This is a genomic window from Marinobacterium marinum (genome assembly GCF_013868415.1).
Lineage (GTDB): Bacteria > Pseudomonadota > Gammaproteobacteria > Pseudomonadales > Balneatricaceae > Marinobacterium > Marinobacterium marinum.
The window spans coordinates 18,449-39,464 of record NZ_JACEMT010000044.1; the positions used below are offsets into that span (position 1 = coordinate 18,449).

The window sequence follows — 21,016 nt, forward strand, 5'->3', positions numbered from 1 at the left end:
CATGACAACATTAACCGGCCACACACTGGCCGAGCGGGTTCGACACTTTGTCGATACCCGCGTCATCCCGCGTGAGACCGAACTGGCCGCGGAACAGGATGGCGCTTCGCAGCTGAGCGATCAATTGACGCAGGAAGCACGACAGGCGGGGCTTTCAGGCCTGTTCTTTCCCGACCCCCGGGGTGGGGAAATTTCCACCCTTGGCGATTACCTGCCGGTGGCGTTTGAAGAGGGACGGTCCGAGTTCGCGCCCGCGATCCTGCGGGCGGACCTGGCCGTGGACGCGCACATGCTGCACCGTTTCGGCAGCCCGCTGATCCAGGAGCGTTTTGCCAAACCTCTGGCGGCCGGTCTGGCGGTGGCCGGTTACGCCATGTCGGAACCCGACCGCAGCGGTTCGGTGCCGGCAACGCTGGCGTTCGATGCGCGCAAGGCCGCTGATGGCTGGTGTTTGAACGGACGCAAATGGTTCATCTGCCGCTCAGGGCGGGCGCAGTTCTTCACTGTGGTGGCGCGGACGGCCGAGGATTCCCTGTCCATGCTGCTGGTGCCCGCCGATACGCCGGGTTTTACCTATGAAGGCGGCTTGAACATTCTGGGGCACTGGCAGGGACAGGGGGCACTCAGCTTCGATCAGGTACGGATTCCGTTCAGTTACCTGCTTGGCCGGGAGGGACAGGGGCGGCAGGTGATGCAGTCCCGCCTGTTGCTGGGGCGGATGCTGAGATCGGCGCACTGGATAGGTCTGGCCCGGCGCTGTTCGGAGTTGATGCACACGCGTATACATTCCCCGCGCGGGAGTCTGATTCCGTTGGCGGACAAGCAGCTTGTACGGGCGCGGGTGTACGACGTCTACCGGGCAATCGCCAGTGCCGAAGGGCTGCTGCAAACCGCTGCGGCCGGGTATGACCGCGGTGAAACGGACAGCATCGCGGTCAATGTGGCCAAGCTGGCCGCCTCCGATGCCCTGAGCAGGGCGGTGGACAGTGCGATCCAGGTGCATGGCGCCGAGGGGCTGGGCGACGGCCTGCCGCTGGCGCGTATACATGCGCTTGCAAGGGCTACGCATATTCTCGATGGCGCCGATGAAGCGCTTGTCAGCAGTATCGGTCGAGAGCTGCTGCGCGCAAGTGCAGCGGGCGATGCCCCGGAGGCGCGTCATGCATAATCGAGTCAGGGTCTCCGAACCTGTCCTGATGGCGCTGCTGCTGGCCGCCATGGGAATGCCGATGATGGTGTTTTACGCGGTGGGGGTACTGGGTCCCGAGATTCTGCGGACTCTGCAGCTGCCGGTGGCTGCGCTGGGATGGCTGACCACGGCCACCTTTGGCGTGGCGGCCGCCGCGTCACTGGTGGCCGGGCCGCTGGTGAGCCGTATTGGCGTGCAGCGCAGCCTGCTGGCCCTGTTTGTGCTGGTGGCGCTGTCTTTCTGTCTGATCAGGCTCACCCCCGGATTTTATGGTCTGTTAATGGCGTTGCTGGTATGCGGGTTGGCACAGGCACTTGCCAACCCGTCAACCAACCAGGCCATTGCGCACTGGGCCGATCCGGGGCGCAAGGCCTTTCTGGTTGGCCTGAAACAGTCGGGGGTGCAATTGTCCGCCCTGCTGGCTGGTGCGTTGATGCCGTTGCTGGCGGGTTGGTTGAGTTGGCAGGATGCCTTTCTGTTCTGGGTGCCGGTGCTCATCGTGTTGGTGCTGCTGGGGGCCAGGATGATTCCGCGTGATCAGAGTAGTCGGTCTGCACGTCCCATGAGCGTGATGCGACCGGGCCGGGCATTGATTCTGCTGGCGCTGGTGCAGCTTGGGGTCGGGCTGGCCCTGTCTTCGTTCATGACTTATCTGGGTGTCTTCGCCGAGGAAATGGGAGTGTCGCCAGAATCGGCAGGGTTAATGGTGATGCTGTTCGGCATCACCGGTGTGCTGGCCAGGACATTGCTGACACCGTTGGCCCGCAACTGGCCGGATGAGTCGTTGATGCTGGGTGTGTTGATCCTGGGGGCCTGTGTGGCGTTAAGCGTCATGCGGTTGACGACACCGGCGCATCATCTGCCGCTTTGGTCGGCGGTCACGGGCATCGGGGCTACATTGGTGGCCACCAACGCCATTGCCATGAGCATGCTGTTGCATGATCCCGGTTTCGGCGAGGTTCCGCGTGCTTCCGGCTGGTTGTCGGCCGGTTTTTTCGCCGGTTTTGCGCTGGGGCCTCCCGGGTTTGGTGCACTGGTGGCGAATTGGGGCTTCAACACTGCCCTGTGGGGGCTGGTGGCGTGTTTGTTGCTGGCGCTGGTCGCAGTGATGGTCCTCTCGGAGCACAGACGTTGCCAAGTGGCACAACCTCCCATGAATTGAAGTTGTGTACAGCACAACTGCCTGAAAAAGGAAAAAGACGAAATGATTAAAAGATTAGGTTTGGTGATGTGTTTCATGATTTCGTCTGTACCTGCGGCTGCAGGGGAGAATTTTACTCCAGTAACGGGAGAGCCCTTCGTTGCAAACTACAGTCCCGGCAACCAGCCAGGAACATACGGTGTCATTGTGTTGGAAGGCTCACGGGGTGGGCTGTCAAATCGCTTGGCCAGCAAGGTGGCTGGCCTGGGGTATCCGGTTTTGTCATTGGCTTATTTTCGTGAATCAGGTCTGCCACCGACCCTGGAGAAATTACCACTGGAATATTTTGATGCGCCGCGCCAATGGCTGAGCCAGCAGCCAGAGACTCGCTCGGATGGTGTAGTACTTTTGGGCTGGTCAAAAGGAGCTGAGCTGGCATTGCTGTTGGCTTCGAATGAGGCGGAGTACGTTGGGGTTGCGGCAATCGCACCAAGCTCGGTTGTGTGGTCGGCACGACGCTCGTCACCACAGGACATCGCCGTCAGCAGCTGGAGTCGAGCAGGTAAGGGCGTGAATTTTGTGCCCTTGAACGAAGCTGTCATTCAGCAGGAAGGTCTGTTGAGCGGTTTTGTTTTGGGTCTGGAGCATACTTCAGCCGTATCACAGGCACGTATACCCGTTGAGCGGATTGCCGGGCCGGTTCTGTTGCTGTCTGGTGAAGACGATCAGGTTTGGCCCGCGGCAAGGATGGCAGAGCAAATCTGCGCCCAGATGTCTACCGACACCTGTCAGCATGTGCGCTATCCCGGCGCCGGGCATCTGTTAGACCCTGATTTCAATATGGGAGGGACGGCTGATGCCAATGCCGCTGCGGAGGGTTTGGCTCGAGATGAATTGGCACGCTTTTTACGGCAATTGAATGGCCAGCTGCAAGAGGCTAGCCATTATGGCCCATGACGGATTTGGGTGAACGGCCAAAGTAGCGGGTAAAGGCAACACTGAAATTATTGGGATAACGGTATCCAACCATCCAGGCGGCCTGCGCAACCTGGTGGCCGGTTGTCAGCAGAGTATAGGCCTTTTGCATGCGCAGCTCCGTTAGCATCTGACTGGGCGTTGTATCGTACAGCTGCTTGAATCCCTGTTTCAGCTTGTGCTGACTCAGCGAAACCTGCTGGCTCAGTGAGGCCAACGTCAGAGGTGTTTCCAGGTGCTCACTCATCAACTGTCGCGCACGTTCAATACGCTCCAATTCGTGTACATTCAGGGAAGCCTGACTTTTGAGGTTTTCTGGAGCAATACCGTCAAGTTGCTCACACAAAATACTTAATGCATGAATGTGAGTATTCAGTTTGTTGGGAGAGTGATGCATATCGGTCTGAATATGGCGGCTGAGAGCCAATGCATGCGTTCGGGTATTGCTGGTGCTGGAGTGGTTTGACAGTAAATACAAATGGCCATTTCCCAAGACCTGTTCACAGCGCTCAGCCCCCAAATAGCGTTGCAGCCAGGGTTCATTCACGATCAGTCGAAGTTGGGAGACCGGTGTGTTCGCCTGATATACCCGCTCGCCAGGGGTGTTGGAAAAGGTTGTAATGGTGGTATGGCCGGCTTTGAAAGCCAGGCTGTTTTGATTGGTTTGATGAAAGTCTGATTCGCCAGTCAGGCCTAGCGTGATGACCAGTACACGTTCTTTGTGCGGGCAGGCGGTTTCTTCGATCAGGTGGCATTTGGGCTGGTAATTGACTCGGACCAGTGACAAGCCGGACTCAAGTTCCAGATGATCGGAATAGCAGTGACCGAGGTCAATGGGCAATTGCAGGCGTCGCCAACCTTCCCCCATGTCGGAAACGTCTTTGGGAATGTCCAGCCCAAGGCGCAGGGCGTTCTGTTTCATGAGGGGCTCCTGAAAATCAATTAATTAAATGATAATCATTAGCAATAATTAGTCAAGTCAGCCCGGTTATCTCGTGTTTTATAGGCCTGCCGGTAGAAGCTGGAGGTTGTTAGAGACCGGGCGTGTGCCGAAATAATCGGACACGCTCGGCCAGGGGAGACAGGGGAAAGTCAGTTTAACCGCTCGAAAACGGTTGCGATGCCTTGTCCCATGCCGATACACATGGTGGCAAGTCCCAGGGTCGCATCCTGCTGCTCCATGATGTTGATCAGGGTGGTGGAGATACGGGTGCCGGAGCAACCTAGCGGGTGGCCCAGAGCGATGGCTCCGCCATTCAGGTTGACCTTCTCATCCAGCACATCCTGCAGTCTCAGTCCCTTGAGAACAGCCAGTGCCTGAGCTGCAAATGCTTCGTTGAGCTCAATTACATCCAGGTCCTGAGTGCTGATTCCTGCCTGTTGCAGGGCTTTCTGGCTTGCCGGCACCGGGCCATAGCCCATAATCGATGGGTCGCACCCGGCGACCCCCATGCCGATAATACGGGCGCGAGGTTTGAGCCCCAGCTCTTGGGCCTTGGCTGCCGACATGATCAGCATGGCTGAAGCACCATCGGAAAAGGCCGACGACGAGCCGGCCGTTACCGTGCCGCCTTTGGGCATGAAGGCGGGCTTGAGCCCGGCCAGGGTTTCAAGTGTTGTATCGGGGCGAACCACCTCATCCTGGGTAACCAATTGCTTGAAACCGCGTACATCATGGCCTTCAACAGGAAGGATTTCATTGTCCCAGCGCCCTTCAACAGCGGCCTGGTGAGCCCTTTGGTGAGAACGTGCGGCAAACGCATCCTGCTCCTCGCGGGAGATCGCATTCATTTTGCCCAGCATCTCGGCGGTCAGCCCCATCATCATGGAAGCCTTGGCAACCTCCTTGGATGCGGCGGGGTTGATGTCGATGCCATGCAGTATCGGCAGGTGGCCCATGTGTTCGACGCCTCCCACCATAAAGACCTCACCGTTGCCGCTGCCGATGGCTTGTGCGGCGGTGTGCAGTGCCGACATTGACGAGCCACACAGGCGGTTGACGGTTTGTCCGGGGACGGAGTGAGGTAACCCGGCCAGCAGTGCCGCATTACGCGCCAGGTTAAATCCCTGCTCCAGGGTCTGGTTGACACATCCCCAAATCACATCATCGATGATGTCGGGGTCGAGGGCTGTGTTGCGGGCCAGCAGGCCTTTCATCAATGTGGCAGACAGGTCATCGGCACGCAGGTTGCGGAAAGAGCCGCCCTTGGACTGGGCCATGGGGCTGCGAACCCCATCGATGATGACGATATCGGTTGGTTTAAGACTCATCGGGTGCTCTCCTTATCCAAAATAGGTCTGGCTGTTGGCGGCCATGGTGCGCATGGTATCGGTTGGCTGGTAAAGCTTGCCCAGTCCGGAGTACTGATCGGCCAGATCACAAAAAGCCTGCAGTCCCATCTGGTCAATGTAGAATAGAGCACCACCACGGAACGGCGGGAAGCCGATGCCGTAGATCAGCCCCATATCAACTTCGGCGGGTGTGGTGACAATGCCATCTTCCAGGCAGCGTACCGCCTCGATACAGAGCGGGATCATCATGCGGGCAATGATCTCCTCGTCACTAAACTCGCGTGCCGGTCCGACCACGCCTTCGAGCAGGGATGGCAGTGACGCGTCGATAGATTTTTTCGGTTTGCCTTTGCGGTCCAGTTCGTAGGTATAAAACCCTTGGCCATTTTTCTGTCCCAAGCGCTGTTGCTGGTAGAGCCGGTCAATTGGAGTCTCGCCATCCTTTGCCATTCGATCAGGAAACCCTTCGGCCAGTACAGAACCGGCATGGTGTGCGGTATCGATGCCGACTACATCCAGCAAATGCGCAGGTCCCATGGGCCAGCCAAAACCTTCCATGACCTTGTCGATCTGACGGTAGTCGGCACCATCACGCAGCAGGGCGGTAAATCCGGCGAAATAGGGGAAAAGCACGCGGTTGACTAAAAACCCCGGGCAATCGTTGACGACGATAGGCGTTTTGCCCAGTGCCCGTGCGTAAGTGACGGTACGGGCAATGGCCTGCTCGGAACTGTGTTCACCTCGGATGACTTCCACCAGAGGCATACGGTGTACAGGGTTGAAAAAGTGCATGCCACAGAAATTTTCGGGACGCTTTAACCCCTGGGCCAGCTGTGTGATGGAAATGGTGGAGGTGTTGGAGGTCAGAATAGCGCCCTCCGGCAATTGTGTTTCCACCTCGGCCAGGACACTCTGTTTGATCGCCGGGTTTTCAACCACGGCTTCGACTACCAGGTCCACATTGCCGAAATCGCCATAGCTCAGAGTGGGGCGAATGCGTGCCAGGCTGGCGGCCATTTTGGCACCATCCAGCTTGCCGCGAGCCAATTGTTTATTCAGGAGTTTGGAGGCCTCACTCAGACCCAGCTGAAGAGCATCTTCGTTAATGTCCTTCATCAGGATCGGCGTGCCACGTGATGCACTTTGGTAGGCAATGCCGCCTCCCATGATCCCTGCGCCGAGTACGGCGGCTTGCCGAACAGGTGCCGCGTCCGCCTCATGACGCTTACCGGTGCGCTTGATCTGCTGATCTTTGAGAAAGAGACCGACCAGGGCCGGAGTGACCGCATTGGTAGCCAGTTTGGCAAAGCCTTTGGCCTCTACAGCCAAGGCCGCATCGCGGGCCATATTGGCATGTGTCTGAATGGTTTTGAGCGCAGCCATCGGGGCCGGATAGTGGGGGCCAGCCTTGGCTCCGATCATGCCCTTGGCGGACTCGAACGCCATCATTTGCTCAATCTGGTTCAATCGGATGGGGCTTTGCTTCTCGGCGCGACGAGCCTGAATATCGAATTCGCCCGCCAGACAGCGGTGCAGCAGATCCAGCCCGGCTTCACGCAGCTGTTCCGGAGCGACAACGGCGTCCACGGCTCCTGCCTTTAACGCCGTATCGGCGCGCTGCTCATTGCCACCGCAGATCCATTCGTTGGCATTATCGACCCCTATCAGGCGAGGCAGACGCACGGTGCCGCCCCAGCCGGGATAGATGCCCAGTTTGACTTCAGGCAGGCCCACTTTGGCATCGCTTGCCATGATACGGTAATCGCAGGCCAGACAAAGCTCGAACCCGCCGCCCAGTGCTACGCCATTGACGGCTGCTACCGTTGGGCAGGGCAGATCCTCGATACTGTTGATAACGGCGTTCATCTGTTGCAGGGCTGTAGCGATCTCTTCGGGACCGGCCGAAAACAGACCAACAAATTCGGTAATATCGGCACCAACGATGAAGCTGTCCCTGTCACTGCGGATGAGCAGTCCGCGCAGTTCAGGTTGGGCAGAGAGTGTGCCGATCGCTTGTTGCAGCTCGCCCAGAGTGGCCTGGTCGAGTTTGTTGACGCTATCGTCCCGGTTGGCAAAAACAAGCTCGTAGAGCCCGGGCTCGATTGCGGCAATCTGTATTGTTTTTCCTTCCATCAGCATGGTCAGACTCCAAGGCAATCGCGGTCGAGGGGATACGACCGAGTGTTGTTGTTATGTGTTCTGCTTCTCAGTCTAGTGAACTGTGCCTCTGCAACAATGACAGGACACGCCAAGCTATTTGACGTTATCGGTCATAGCTTTTGTTCGTGGTACATTGCGTGGGTTTTAATCATGACAATTTCGTGCAGAGCAGACGAACTCCCGGCCGTGGCCGGGAATTGGGGGGAGGGCATCAGCCGGCCTGGAGAAAGGCCATAAACGCCGCCTGAGCTTCGGGTGAAGACAGGCGGGCGGCAAACTGGCGAGCTTCCTGGTCGATAACGGCGTGCAGCTGTTCCTGCTGATGCGCCTTTAACAGACGTTTGCTGAGTCGGGTGGCTTCCGGTGGTAGCTGGGCAATGCTGATTGCGCGTTCCAGGGTGCTCTTATGCAGTAATTCGGGGGTGACAATCTGATTGACCAATCCCAGACGCTGGGCGCAGGTCGCATCAAAGGGTTTGCCTTCAACCAATAGCTCAAAAGCCACGCGATGCCCCAGGATTTGAGGTAGCAGCAGTGAGCTGCCGCCTTCCGGGACCAGGCCCAGACGGGTAAAGGGCAGGCGACAACTCAGATCGCTGGCTGCAATGACCAGATCGCAGTGCAGCAGCATGGTTGCCCCGATCCCGACGGCATCGCCCTGTACGGCCGCCAGAAGGGGTTTGGGGAAATCAATCAGCGTATGCAGGAATTGAACAATCACGCCAAGGGTGTCAGGGTCCTGAGCCCGAGTCAGAAAGTCGGCAATGTCATTGCCGGCACAGAAGCTGTCACCCTCTCCGCTCAAACAGACGGCTTGAATGGTATCGGTCTTGGTAGCCCATTCAAGCTGAGCGATCAGGGTAGAGTACATTTCCAGCGTCAGCGCATTTTTTTTCTCGGGGCGAGACAGGCGCAGCTCAAGCACGGAAGAATGATGGATGTTGGCATCAATGCCCATGGCCAGCCCCTTCAGTCATGTAGGTGTTATTGGTGGCGGTAAAGGTGTCGGCAGCGGCAGAAAATTCCTGGCGCAGTTGAGTGATCAGTTCGGCGACGGGAGGCTGATCATGGATAGAGCCGACGCCCTGACCGGCAGACCAGATGGTTTTCCAGGCACTGGCACCGTCCTTGGGCGCTGTCAGCTCCTCGCCCAGATTAATCTCTTTGTCAGATCCGGTATCGGAGTCCAGCCCGGCTTCGATCAGGCTGGGTTTCAGGAAGTTGGCGGGGATACCTGAAATTTTGGGGGTATAGATGATATCGGCGGCCGTTGCCTCGCGAATCATCTGTTTATAGCCATCACTGGCCTGACTTTCTCGCGTATTGATGAAGCGTGTACCGACATACGCCAGGTCCGCACCCAGCATGCGTGCGGACGCGATATCACGTCCGCTGGACAGGCAACCGGCCAGCAGGACCGTGCCCTTGAAGAACTGCCGGATTTCGTTCACCAGGGCAAAGGGGCTCAGGGTGCCGGCATGCCCGCCGGCACCGGCACAAACGGCAATCAGCCCGTCAACGCCAGCTTCAGCGGCCTTGCGGGCATGACGAATGTTCGTGACATCGTGAAACACCAGTCCGCCGTAACTGTGTACGGCGTCAACGACTTCGCGGACAGCACCCAGGGATGTAATGACCAGAGGAACGCGATGTTTGACGATCAGTGCCAGATCAGCCTGCAGACGCGTATTGGTTGGGTGAACAATCAGGTTGACGCCGAAGGGGGCTGGGTTATCTGCCTGCTCAAGCGCGGCATGGATCTGTTCGAGCCATTGTTCAAAGCCCTCGCTGGTGCGTTGGTTAAGGGCCGGGAAGGTACCGACTACACCGGCTTTGCAGGTTTCGATCACCAGATCCGGTCCTGAAATCAGAAACATGGGTGCTGCCACCAGGGGCAGACTCAGACGGTTTTGGAAATGTTCCGGCAGGCTCATGAATGCCTCCTTGATGATTGGTCGGGTATGGCAGAATCCTGTTCGTCCGACACGTGGGTGTCTGCAGGCACGTACAGGTGTGGAATGTATTTGCGGATCAGTTCCTGATGGCGAGACCAGCCATGACAGCGGTCCAGCATCACGTTGGCGGCCAGCTCCATGATTTCACTTTCCTCACTGGGCCACAGGGTTTGGATAGCAGTGGTTGCCAGGGGTGCCAGCAGCTCGTGCAGATGTGTACAGCCCTGGATACCGCTGAAGGTCTCGCGTGCTTGTCGATGCCAGCCCGGCCCGATGCGGGTGCCTTCCAGCTGGCGAAAACGCCCGGCAATACCGGGGCAGTGCGGGAAGGGCGAGGCGTCGATCACCGCTTCCACGTGATGGATGTGCATGGAACGGTCCAATGTCAGGCGCATCCACATATCGTGAAAAGGTTCTCCCGCACCGACATAGCCGCCGCGTTCGGCATTATCCACGTTGTGGGTTTTGACATCGGTAATATGCGCCTCAATGTCCCATAGGCCATCTGTACGCTCAAATCCCTGGCACTGCACTTGTCGAGTGTGCAGGAGCTGGCGCCGAACCGGTTTGCTTAAGGGCATACTGATCTCCTGTCAGGCGACGTCCTGGTCGTGCTGCTTCAACATGCGGCGCAGAATTTTGCCGACGTTGGATTTGGGCAGCTCGGACACAAATTCAATGGTCTTGGGGACCTTGTAACGGGCCAGACGGGCCAGACACCACTCCCGCAGAGTGTGTTCGTTAAGCTGATCATCGCGACGTACGGCAAACAGCTTGACGACTTCCCCACAGACGGGGTCGGAGATGCCAACGGCGGCACACTCGATCACACCGGGGTGAGCCGCAGCCACATCCTCCACCTCGTTCGGGTACACATTGAACCCGGACACAATGATCAGATCCTTGGCGCGATCGACAATGCGCAGGTAGCCTCCTTCTTCACGCACGGCAATATCTCCCGTGATCAGGTAGCCATCATCCGTGAAACTGGCACGAGTGGCGGCTTCATTCTGCCAATAACCGGCCATGACCTGAGGGCCACGGACACAGAGTTCGCCCGGAGTGCCGTCCGGCAAGTGTTCGCCCTGGGGGCCGATAATGGCAACATCGGTTGCGGGAACCGGTACGCCGATCGTGCCGATCCGAATGGCGTCAGGCGGGTTGATCGCAACAGCGGGGGAGGTTTCCGTCAGCCCATAGGCTTCAAGCACCGCGCAGCCGGTGGTCTCGAACCAGCGTTCTGCGGCTGCATGGGTCAGTGCCATGCCTCCGGACAGCGTCATTTTGAGCGAGCTAAAATCCAGAGCCTTGAAGGCGGGATTGTTGCATAACCCCACAAAAAGTGTGTTCAGGCCAATAAACGTGGTGGTTTTCCAGCGGCTGATCTCCTTGACCAGTCCGGGCAGATCCCGCGGGTTGGGAATCAGAATGCTGTGTCCACCACAGGCCAGAATAATCTGGGCAACGGTAAAAGCGTAAATATGATACAGCGGCAGGGGAGAAATGACGTTCTCGGCCCAATCGTTGCCAACCTCTCGGATCACGGCGACACCCTGCAGCATGTTGGACAACAGGTTGGCGTGTGTAAGCATGGCGCCTCGGGATACGCCCGTCGTACCGCCAGTGTACTGTAGTACGGCAAGGTCGCCCGGTTGAGCATCAACGGGCGCGGGACGCTGATCCAGATGGGCCAGCAAGGCCTCGCGCAGACTGATGGCATTAGGCAAATGGAAGTCGGGTTCCATTTTCTTGATGTATTTGATCGCCGCGTTAAGCAGGTGGCGTTTCACAAAGCCATGAAGATCCCCCACCTGGGTCAGAAACAGGTGCTGAATGTCGGTATTGGCGATAATACTTTCAGCCTTGTGTGCCATGCTCTTGTGGATCACCAGCGCCTTGGCACCGCTGTCGCGGAACTGATGCTCCATTTCCGCTGATGTATACAAGGGGTTTGTATTGACCACGACCAGTCCCGCCCTGAGTGCGCCAAAGAGCACAACCGGGTATTGAATCAGGTTGGGGAGCTGGATGGCGATGCGGTCGCCTGGCTGAAGGCCGGTTTCCTGCTGCAGGTATACGGCAAAAGCAGCCGACAGGCGGTCCAGCTCGGTATAGCTCAGGCTGCGGCCAAAACTGGTAAAGGCCGGTCGGTCGGTATACCGCCGGCAAACATCGATAAGAAAGTCGGGAATCGTTCGGTAGCTGTCAGGATTCAGCGCCGTCGGTATTCGCTGACCGTTCTGGTTGACGCTATTCATGATATGCCCACATGTTTTATTGTTGTTGTCAAGGCCCACGGCTCTGACCGGTGTGGTACAGGCGGCAGGCCAGGCTTGTTTCATATCAGTATGGCCCAGGCACTTATGCCGGTGCGAACTGTTCCTCCGGTATATCCATCAGGTTATCGGCACCGGACAGCATGGTTTCTACCAGACCGCGAGTACGTGGCAGAATACGCTCGAAATAGAAGCGTGCGGTTGCCAGCTTGGTGCGATAGAAAGCGGCATCGCCATCCCCGGCAGCCAGCTTGTGCTGTGCGGTCTGGGCCATGCGTGCCCAGAAGTAGGCCAGTGTGACATAGCCGGAGTACATCAGGTAATCCACCGAGGCTGCGCCGACCTCATCACGGTTCATCATGGCTTTCATGCCGATCTGTTGAGTCAGGTCGCCCCATTCTCGATTCAGCTTGGCCAGCGGTCCTGTAAAGGCGCGGAGTTTGGGCTCCTCTTCAGCTGCCTGACAAAACTTGTGAATGACCTTGGTAAAGCTTTTCAGGGTTTCACCCTGAGTCATCAAGACCTTGCGGCCGAGCAGATCCAGTGCCTGGATTTGCGTGGTACCTTCATACAGCGTCGAAATACGGCAATCGCGCACGTTCTGTTCCATGCCCCATTCGCTGATATACCCGTGGCCACCGTAGATTTGAAGTGCATGATTGGCGCATTCAAGCCCGGTTTCGGTGAGAAAGGCCTTTGCGATGGGAGTGAGCAATGCCAATTGGGTATCAGCTGCGGCCTTTTCATCGGCGCCAGCGTACTTGACCTGGTCAACCAGCATGGAGCAGTAGTAAATCAGTGCTCGCCCGCCTTCCGAAAAGGCTTTTTGGGTCAGCAGCATTTTGCGCACTTCCGGGTGCACAATGATCGGGTCGGCAGCCTTGTCGGGTGCGGCTGCACCGTTCAAAGCACGCATTTGCAGACGCTCGCGGGCGTAGGTCAACGAGTTTTGCAGCCCCCACTCGGCATGAGCCAAACCCTGCAGCGCAGTACCCAAGCGAGCCGTATTCATAAAGGTGAACATGCAGTTCAGGCCCTTGTTGGGCGGGCCGATCAGATAACCGGTGGCATTATCAAAGTTCATCACGCAGGTCGCGTTGCCATGAATACCCATCTTGTGCTCGATGGAACCACAGCTGACTGCGTTGCGTTCACCGATCGTATTGTCGGCTGTTGGCATATATTTGGGCACGATGAACAGTGAAATACCCTTGGTGCCCGCCGGTGCGTCCGGCAAGCGGGCCAGTACAATGTGTACGATATTATCGACCATGTCGTGTTCACCGGCCGAAATGAAAATCTTGGTGCCACTGATGGCGTAGCTGCCATCCTCGCGGGGTTCGGCTTTGGTGCGCAACAGTCCCAGATCCGTTCCGCAATGGGGTTCCGTCAGGCACATGGTGCCGGTCCATTCGCCGGATACCAGCCGGGTCAGGTAAGTGTGCTTCTGCTCGTCGGTGCCATGTTCTTCCAGTGTATTCATGGCACCGTGGCTGAGGCCCGGGTACATGCTCCAGGACCAGTTGGCGGTGCTGCTCAGTTCGTTGATGACCATGCCCAGAGAGTCGGGCAGGCCCTGACCGCCCCACTCAGCGGCATGGGAAAGGGAAGGCCAGCCGCCTTCAACATATTGCTGATAAGCCTCACGAAAGCCTGTCGGGGTACGCACTTCACCGTTGTCAAACTGACAGCCTTCACGGTCCCCCACCTGGTTCAGTGGCGAGAGTACACGTTCGGCAAAGCGTGCACCTTCCTCGATAATGGCGCTGACCATATCCGGTGTGGCGTCCTGTCCGCAGGGCAGTCGGCTGTAATGCTGATCAAAGGCCAGCACATCATCGAGCACGAAATGAATATCTTGCAGGGGTGCTTTGTATTCGGGCATGGTTCGACCCTCTTTACGTTATTGTTATCGTTTAGTTATGGGGCAAGAACCGGCTTGCCTGTCTTGTATTGAAGGATCGTCCAAAGCGCTCGAGTGGCCAATGACAAATGACACCAGTTTCAGTGGCAAATGCGGCCAGCGCTTCAAAAAACCGTAATATCAGTTAGATAGACAGGGGAAATTGATCATTCTGGGTGACATATTCAGTCAGCCGAGAGGAGAGGCGTGATTGGCAGGGACCGCGCCTCAAGGTGTGCAGCTCAGGGGAGGTATTAATACTCTATACGTAAAGTGTATTTATAATACCTATTGATTAGCGACCTCGGTAGTTACCTTCCCGTTTCTCGACAAAAGCATTGACGGCTTCTGCATGATCATCAGTATTGTGCAGCATACCTTGCCAGGCCGCACACAATTCGAGGAAGTCGGGCAGTTCGTGTCGCTGTGCCTGTTTCATCAGCCGCTTGCTCATACGCAATGCATGGGGAGGCTTGGAGGCCATTTGACGTGCCAGCGTCAGAGCGCGTTGCATCAGCTGATCCGCCGGTACCTGCTCCATCATGAGCCCTAGTTGGACGGCCTCTTCCGCATGTACCAGGCGGCCTGTCAGGGTAATTTCGGCAGCGCGTTGATACCCGATCAGGCGCTGTAAAAACCAGGCGCCGCCATCCCCTGGAATAATGCCAAGGTTGACAAAGGTTTCACCAAAGGTGGCGCGCTCCGAGCCCAGGCGGATGTCGCACATGCAAGCCAGATCGCAACCGGCACCAATGGCCGGGCCGTTGATGGCGGCAATAATCGGAATTTCAGCCTGATGCAGTGCCAGGGGAATGCGTTGAATACCGTGTCGGTACTTGTGCTCCAGTTCCAGTGCCGTGCCGCCGAAAGGTCCGCTCCGGTGATCACCATCCCGGTACTGCATTTCCTTGATGTTGCCGCCTGCACAGAAGGCGCTACCCTGGCCGGTAATAATCAGTACTGAAACCTGGGGAGAACGGTTCGCCCACGTGACAGTGTCGACAATGTCATCGATCAGGTCGGTGCCGGTCAGAGCATTACGCAGGTCGTCACGATCCAGGGTGAGTACAGCAACCCGATCTTCCAGGTCAAGGCGTGAATCCTTGAGAGTGGGGGTGTTATCCATGATTCTGCAGTGCCCCTTCGTTATTTTTATCAGCTGTAACAATTGCTTGAGCAATCAGCATATCAGAACTGATGCACGAAAGGGGGCTTGCTTCCAGGTAAAAATCCGCCGATGATGCCGCCCGGCAAGGGAAGCATGTGTGTACAGGGAAGTGTATCCACCTCTCTGTAAACGGTAGTATGTATGCGCCCGATTGTTGGCCTTGTGGCCCTTCTTTCGGTGGCGTCGGCAGTTGCTGAACCACCTTCATCCTTCAGTTCCGCCAAGAAAATTCTGGCTCGTGATGTGTATCAGGCGGAAGATCGCGTGACCTTTTATTGTGGCTGCAGTTTTGATGAGCAGCCTGTACCCGCCAAGCCTAACCGGACGCGGCTGACACCCGCAGCCGCGTCCTGTGGGTTGCAACCACGCAAGAACGCCAACCGGGCGGGTCGTATCGAATGGGAACATGTCGTACCGGCCTGGGAATTTGGTCATCAATTACAGTGCTGGCAGGAAGGGGGGCGCAAAGGGTGCCGCAAGGACCCGGAGTTCCGCCGCATGGAGGCCGACCTGTATAACCTGGTGCCTGCCGTAGGAGAGTTGAACGGAGATCGCAGCAACTTCCGCTTCGGTATGATTGCGGGTGAGCCGCGAGCCTACGGCGCCTGTGATTTTGAAGTGGATTTCAAACAACGTGTGGCGGAACCTCCCGAACAAGTACGTGGTGATATTGCGCGTACCTACTTTTATATGGAAGACCGTTATGGGTTAAGGATCAGCCGCAAGCAGCGCCAGTTGTTTGAAGCCTGGGCCAAAACGGACCCGGTGGACCTGCCGGAGTTACAGCGCGCACGTCGTATTGAGGTTATTCAGGGTTACGCCAATCCCTTCGTTGAGTCCAAGGCGATGCAGGCAACGGGACACTGAGAAAATATGGCAGGGTGCGGGCACACACATGCCGGCACCCATTTTACTCAGTCATGGAATTTTCCCCCAGGAGGGCGAGTTGCGTTCCATCCTGGGTTTTATAGGTGTCAATAATGATGCTGGATGCAGTATTGTAAAGTCACTCACTGCTGATAATAAGGTTATTGACTGCTTTGGAAATAAGATCCTTGTTAATCTGCGTGCGTGTCACAGGCTGGGAAAACCAGAAGCTCATTGGTTGATCAAATCCAATGCCATGCATGTAGTTATAAACGGCTTTTCTCAGCCCCTCACCCAGCATTTCATGATCTACTCCCGTGGGGTCGATAAAATCAACATCGTTCTCTGCAAACAATATGTCAGGGCGTTCTGCCAAGGTAATACCAAATTGTTCAGGGTTCATGCCTATAGGGCTGTGAACGGTGGCAACAAAACGGTGCCAAAAGGCTGATTGGAAGCATCCCTGGTGCATCATCTGTCGCACCATTTCCAGCGAGTCGATGGTTTCCTGCTCGGTTTGTGTCGGGAAGCCATACATTAAATAGGCGTGAACCAGTATGTCAGCATCACTGAAGGCCTTGGTTACACGAGCGACCTGCTCAACACTGACGCCTTTTTGCATCAGCTTCAGCAAACGATCTGATGCCACCTCAAGCCCACCGCTCACGGCGATACAGCCGGAATCGGCCAGCAGCTGACAACGGGCCGGAGTAAAGGTCTTCTCAAAACGGATGTTGCCCCACCAGCTGATCACGACGTTGCGCTCAATCAGGCGTTGTGCCAATGCAAACAGGAGTTTTGGCGGCAGGGCCTCATCGACGAAATGGAAGCCGGATTGACCGGTCTCTTCGACGAGCTGTTCGATGCGATCCACCAGCACATCAGCACTGGCCGCATCATAGCGGTCAATGTAGTCCAGGCTGACATCGCAAAAGCTGCATTTACGCCAATAACAGCCGTGCGCGATCGTCAGTTTATTCCAGCGCCCATCACTCCAGATGCGATGCATGGGGTTCAGCATCTCACACAGGGACAGATATTCGCCCAGAGGAAGGCCATCATATACCGGCGCACCGACTTCGGACTGTGGGATATCCCGGAGTTCCTTGTTCTCATTGAAGTGCACATAGGCCTGTCCGTCCTCATTCTCGGCGAGAAAGTAGGTGCGTACCAGGTCGTCAATCTCACGTTGCCCTTCAAGGTATTCCAACAACGTCATAAAGGGACGTTCGCCGTCGTCCAGGCAGATAAAATCGACAAACTCGAATACGCGAGGGTCCTTCAATGCGCGCAGTTCGGTATTGACAAAGCCGCCACCCATGACGACAGGGATATCAGGATTGATGGCTTTGCAGGTTTGCGCAATGCGCAGTGCACCCAGCATATTGCCGGGAAAGGGCACGGTTAATGCGACGACGCTGGGCTGCGTTTCCTCCAGATACAGCTCGACCAACTGTGCCAGAATTTCCGCGCTGAAACTCGGCTCGCCCATCAGGGTATCGTAGAGGTCGTCGAAGCTCGGGTTGGCCGCCGCCAGTTGTTCGCCATAACGGCTCACTTCAAAGTAGGGATCCACCCCTTGGGTAATGACCGCCGATAGATCATTAATAAACAGGGTCGCCAGATATTTGGCCTTGTCCTGTGCGCCAAGATTGCCGAAGGCCGCTTTCAATACGTCACCGGACACGGCTTCCATTTGGGCAATGGCGTCAAAAGCCGGTCCCTCCGGCAAGAAGCGACGGGAATTGATGCGCAGGGCCAGGCTGGGGTCCTTGCCCTGCAGAAAACGGATGGCGGTCTCGACGGTCTGGTGGTAGCGATCAAACTCGGCCAGAAAGTTGAAGATGACATCCGGCAATTCGTCATCTTCAAACTGTTCGTAGTTGGCTTCCACATGCTGACGAATGATCTCCAGCGCGGGTGCCGTCATCATTTCCAGGAAAAGCTCAATGGCAGGATCGCGCTGCACCGCCTCATACCCCCGAGAACGTAAAAAACCCGTCAAATAGGCGGTTGCCGGGTAGGGCGTGTTCAACTGGGTCATCGGGGGAGTCATGAGAAGAACGGTCATTAGCCAGCCTGCAGATCAAGAGCATTGAGAACTCGGGCATCCCGAGCATGGCAACCCAGACGGCTACCAAAACAGGTGTGGATCCTAGCAAATACGCTATGTCCGTACTACTTCAATATGCTGTGTCTAGGGCTTGCCATGCCGGGCATGAGCTTGCCCAGCAGCCGGTACCCCGGGATGAGAGCACCCTGGCGGATCTTGCAGGTGTGCAACGTATCGTAGAGCTGTCTTCGCTGGGGTTGAGCAGTTATGGGGAAAATTACACCTTCTATGTCGAGGCCCGGGAGCAGGAAAGGCGGAATGCCCTGCAAAATCTGGATGCGCTCAAGCATGAGCGACGACGTTCCGAGCAGGCGATGCGGCTTCAGCGGGAGCGACAGGAGCGGCGCCAGACGCGTGGGAAACAGCTGAGCAAGACGGCTAATCAAGCCAAAATCCTGCTGGATCGTCAGAAGGAGCGCAGTGAATCCGCTTCCGGTGCGTTGCGTAAGCAGCAGGTCGGCAGTCAGGCAAAGCTGAATCAGCGCATACATGAAGCGGCGCAGGCGGTGGCAACCGAGACACCCATAGCCGTGCACGCAGCTCCTGTGCCACGGCCATATCGGCGCACTCTGGCGGAGCTGATCGACGTAAAGCTGCCCTATCTGCCGGATACATCAGGGCCAGTCAGCTTGACCCTGAGTGGGCAGCAGCGAGTGGGTGTGGAAGGTAACAACGGGTGCGGAAAATCGACGTTGCTGCGCGTTCTGTCAGGTCAGCTGGCGCCTGTGGACGGGAAGATCAGAGTGACTGACGAGGTTGCATACCTCGATCAGGCGCTGGAGGTGCTTGACCCGAATCAGACGATACTTGACCAGCTGAAGCGCGCGAACTCAGGTGCGGCAGAGGCTGGTCTGCGCACGCGTTTGGCTCAGTTGGGGCTGGATGCCCAGAAGATCATGGTGCCCAGCGGGGTGTTGAGCGGGGGCGAGCGGCTTAAGGCTGCGCTTGCCTGCGTACTCTATGCCGAGCGTCCAGTGCAGCTGTTGATGCTTGATGAGCCAAGCAATCACCTTGATTTACCGTCGCTGGAGGCACTGGAAGCCATGTTGAGAGAGTATCGGGGCGGATTACTGGTGGTGTCTCATGATGAGCGCTTGCTGGAGCGCATACAGCTGACCGACCGGCTCAGGGTAACGGAAAAGGGATGGCGCCTGCTGCCATCGTGACTGAGTGGTCAGGTAGCGAAAGGGATCTGGTTGAGCACGCCGGTGCATATGTGAAAACGCTAGTGAGCAGGCACATCTCCTGAACCCGCATCCGTGTAGGAGCGGGTGGCATCCGGTGCATGGCATGGTTATGCATTTGTATCTCTGACCCTCGATTCACTGCCTGGCCAGCCTTCAAACTGTGGCAGTGAGTCTGTGATTTGATGCCAGCTTGCCTTTGAACCAGTAAAAATATGTGCCTCCGGCCCACTCTGAATGTCACCTTCCAGACCACCAAGCGGGACACCGATAACTTCGGGACGGTCTCTATAGGTGCTGATCAAAGGCGAGCCACACGTTTTGCAAAAATACTTGGTGACGTTTTCTGACGAACCGTACCGTGTGAGATTTTGCTCACCCGACAACCACCGAAACTGATCACTACCAATGGACGCTCGAGTGCGGAAAGCCGCGCCATGCCACCGACGACACTTGGAACAATGACAATTGAAAATTGGACCGAGAGGACCTTCAATTTCATAGCTCACTATTTCGCACAAACACTTCCCTGTTAACTTGCTCAAAGGTTTACCTCTCTGCACAACGGCGAGCAAAGCGAGTCCGGCAGCCATGGGCTGCGTATTGCTGCCACTTGTATGGATAATTCTCTACGTTTTCCGGGTAAATTGGGACCCACCCTCAACGGCCATTGAGGGCCTTCATGCAGCAGCTCGGTGTAGCGCCGGCTCCTCTTCCGAGAGACCGATAGCGCTGCATGACTCTTTAGCGATAACTCGAACAGTCATCGGGGCCCCGAGCCCGCATAGCAAGGCAGAGTCAGCTTATTACCATGAACACAGAAAGCCAAATCAGCATCAACGTCGGCGTAGACGTCGGCAAATCCAAACTCGATATCGTCCTGCATCCGCTGGACCTCCATTTCCAAATTTCGAACGACGAAGACAGCATCCTCAAGGTCGTTCATGTGCTGAAAAAGCGCAACATCGAACGCATCGTGGTCGAAGCCACAGGGCGCTATGAACACGCCTTCGTGTTTGCCTGCGATCAGGCCAACCTGCCCATTGTCGTCGTTAATCCCATCAGTGTCAGACGCTATGCCCAGGCCATCGGAGTACTGGCCAAAACGGACAAGATTGACGCCCGCGTGATTGCCCAATTCGCGGCCACTATACAGCCCGATATCAAGCCAATCCCTGACAAACAGTCTCGTCTTATCAAGGACTTACTGATTCGCCGTAGCCAGCTGCTTGAGATGCAGACGATGGAGAAAAACCGTCTCCAGATCTTGCCCAAAGCTCTGCATCGCTCTATCAAAACAGTGCTACGCTCGCTGGAAGCTCAGATAAAGACTATCACCAAACAGATCGATGAAGCGGTCATGCAGGTCAAGCACTGGCGTGTCAAAACCGAGATCCTGACCAGTGTGCCCGGTGTCGGAAAAGTCCTCGCCTATACCTTGCTCAGTGAGTTGCCTGAACTCGGCAAACTCAACCGCAAGGAAATCGCTGCACTCGTCGGTGTCGCGCCCATGAACCGCGAAAGTGGCTCCTGGAATGGCAAGCGACGCATCCGCGGAGGCCGTCACCGTATCCGCACGGTCATGTTCATGGCGATGCTGTCATCGATCCAATGTAACCCTGTATTCAAACGCTTCTACGAGCATCTGAAAGCCCAGGGCAAACTGCCCAAAGTGGCCATCATTGCCTGCATGCGCAAGCTGATCGTGGTGCTCAACACCATGCTCAAGAACGAGACACGATGGGGCGAAAATATTGCTTAAATATTTAACTAGACACCACAGTCACTTGTTA

General features: G+C 56.6%; 17 protein-coding genes. 6 read left to right on the forward strand and 11 right to left on the reverse strand.

Going from position 1 to position 21,016, the window contains the following annotated elements; all coding sequences use genetic code 11:
• The first annotated feature begins 1 nt into the window (after position 1).
• From H1S06_RS08045 to H1S06_RS08055, 3 genes are read left to right on the forward strand one after another with little or no spacing between them, the layout of a single operon-like run.
• Positions 2 to 1,168 carry an acyl-CoA dehydrogenase family protein gene (locus H1S06_RS08045; protein WP_181739000.1) on the forward strand — a complete coding sequence of 389 codons (1,167 nt, stop codon included), beginning with the start codon at positions 2 to 4 and terminating at the stop codon, positions 1,166 to 1,168.
• Entirely contained in the window at positions 1,161 to 2,351 is a 1,191-nt protein-coding gene (locus H1S06_RS08050; RefSeq protein WP_181739002.1) for an MFS transporter, read from the forward strand. The genes H1S06_RS08045 and H1S06_RS08050 overlap by 8 nt, the downstream gene beginning before the upstream one ends.
• A 42-nt stretch (positions 2,352 to 2,393) precedes the next feature.
• Positions 2,394 to 3,287 (forward strand): acyl-CoA thioester hydrolase/BAAT C-terminal domain-containing protein, encoded by an 894-nt coding sequence (locus H1S06_RS08055; RefSeq protein ID WP_181739004.1) that lies wholly within the window; start codon positions 2,394 to 2,396, stop codon positions 3,285 to 3,287.
• On the opposite strand, the gene H1S06_RS08060 is transcribed toward H1S06_RS08055, so the two are convergent.
• The 9 genes from H1S06_RS08060 to H1S06_RS08100 form a co-directional block, all read right to left on the reverse strand.
• The gene (locus H1S06_RS08060) at positions 3,268 to 4,227 is read right to left on the reverse strand and encodes a helix-turn-helix transcriptional regulator (protein WP_181739006.1); all 960 of its coding nucleotides are present in this window, start codon (positions 4,225 to 4,227) and stop codon (positions 3,268 to 3,270) included. The genes H1S06_RS08055 and H1S06_RS08060 overlap by 20 nt on opposite strands.
• A gap of 170 nt (positions 4,228 to 4,397) precedes the next feature.
• Positions 4,398 to 5,576 carry an acetyl-CoA C-acyltransferase FadA gene (gene fadA / locus H1S06_RS08065; RefSeq protein ID WP_181739008.1) on the reverse strand — a complete coding sequence of 393 codons (1,179 nt, stop codon included), beginning with the start codon at positions 5,574 to 5,576 and terminating at the stop codon, positions 4,398 to 4,400.
• A 12-nt stretch (positions 5,577 to 5,588) separates the two neighbouring features.
• Positions 5,589 to 7,736, reverse strand: a complete 2,148-nt coding sequence (fadB, locus tag H1S06_RS08070; protein WP_181739009.1) for a fatty acid oxidation complex subunit alpha FadB — start codon at positions 7,734 to 7,736, stop codon at positions 5,589 to 5,591.
• Positions 7,737 to 7,968: 232 nt separating this feature from the next.
• Positions 7,969 to 8,715, reverse strand: coding sequence for an enoyl-CoA hydratase-related protein (locus H1S06_RS08075; protein ID WP_181739011.1), 747 nt, complete (start codon positions 8,713 to 8,715; stop codon positions 7,969 to 7,971).
• Positions 8,705 to 9,691 (reverse strand): NAD(P)H-dependent flavin oxidoreductase, encoded by a 987-nt coding sequence (locus tag H1S06_RS08080; RefSeq protein WP_181739013.1) that lies wholly within the window; start codon positions 9,689 to 9,691, stop codon positions 8,705 to 8,707. Before H1S06_RS08080 ends, H1S06_RS08075 begins: the two co-directional genes overlap by 11 nt.
• Positions 9,688 to 10,293, reverse strand: a complete 606-nt coding sequence (locus H1S06_RS08085) for a DUF2889 domain-containing protein (RefSeq protein WP_181739015.1) — start codon at positions 10,291 to 10,293, stop codon at positions 9,688 to 9,690. Before H1S06_RS08085 ends, H1S06_RS08080 begins: the two co-directional genes overlap by 4 nt.
• Before the next feature lie 12 nt (positions 10,294 to 10,305).
• Complete coding sequence (locus H1S06_RS08090) at positions 10,306 to 11,970, reverse strand: AMP-binding protein (RefSeq protein WP_181739017.1); 1,665 nt, start codon at positions 11,968 to 11,970, stop codon at positions 10,306 to 10,308.
• Between the two features lie 103 nt (positions 11,971 to 12,073).
• Positions 12,074 to 13,873, reverse strand: coding sequence for an acyl-CoA dehydrogenase C-terminal domain-containing protein (locus H1S06_RS08095; protein ID WP_181739019.1), 1,800 nt, complete (start codon positions 13,871 to 13,873; stop codon positions 12,074 to 12,076).
• 313 nt (positions 13,874 to 14,186) lie between these two features.
• Positions 14,187 to 15,017, reverse strand: coding sequence for an enoyl-CoA hydratase-related protein (locus H1S06_RS08100; protein WP_181739021.1), 831 nt, complete (start codon positions 15,015 to 15,017; stop codon positions 14,187 to 14,189).
• A 183-nt stretch (positions 15,018 to 15,200) separates the two neighbouring features.
• Between H1S06_RS08100 and H1S06_RS08105 the strand changes: the two genes are divergently transcribed.
• Positions 15,201 to 15,926 carry an endonuclease gene (locus tag H1S06_RS08105; protein ID WP_181739023.1) on the forward strand — a complete coding sequence of 242 codons (726 nt, stop codon included), beginning with the start codon at positions 15,201 to 15,203 and terminating at the stop codon, positions 15,924 to 15,926.
• A 139-nt stretch (positions 15,927 to 16,065) separates the two neighbouring features.
• Here the strand turns inward: H1S06_RS08105 and H1S06_RS08110 are convergent, their stop codons facing one another.
• Complete coding sequence (locus H1S06_RS08110; RefSeq protein ID WP_255482956.1) at positions 16,066 to 17,970, reverse strand: B12-binding domain-containing radical SAM protein; 1,905 nt, start codon at positions 17,968 to 17,970, stop codon at positions 16,066 to 16,068.
• A 125-nt stretch (positions 17,971 to 18,095) separates the two neighbouring features.
• Between H1S06_RS08110 and H1S06_RS08115 the strand changes: the two genes are divergently transcribed.
• Positions 18,096 to 19,205 (forward strand): ATP-binding cassette domain-containing protein, encoded by a 1,110-nt coding sequence (locus H1S06_RS08115; protein WP_255482957.1) that lies wholly within the window; start codon positions 18,096 to 18,098, stop codon positions 19,203 to 19,205.
• Between the two features lie 128 nt (positions 19,206 to 19,333).
• Here H1S06_RS08115 and H1S06_RS15785 read toward each other — a convergent pair whose 3' ends face one another.
• Positions 19,334 to 19,816, reverse strand: coding sequence for a GFA family protein (locus tag H1S06_RS15785; protein ID WP_407658774.1), 483 nt, complete (start codon positions 19,814 to 19,816; stop codon positions 19,334 to 19,336).
• A gap of 218 nt (positions 19,817 to 20,034) precedes the next feature.
• Here H1S06_RS15785 and H1S06_RS08125 point away from each other — a divergent pair, with 218 nt between their 5' ends.
• Positions 20,035 to 20,985: an IS110 family RNA-guided transposase gene (locus tag H1S06_RS08125; protein ID WP_181737915.1), complete on the forward strand. Its 951-nt coding sequence runs from the start codon at positions 20,035 to 20,037 to the stop codon at positions 20,983 to 20,985.
• Positions 20,986 to 21,016 lie beyond the last annotated feature (31 nt).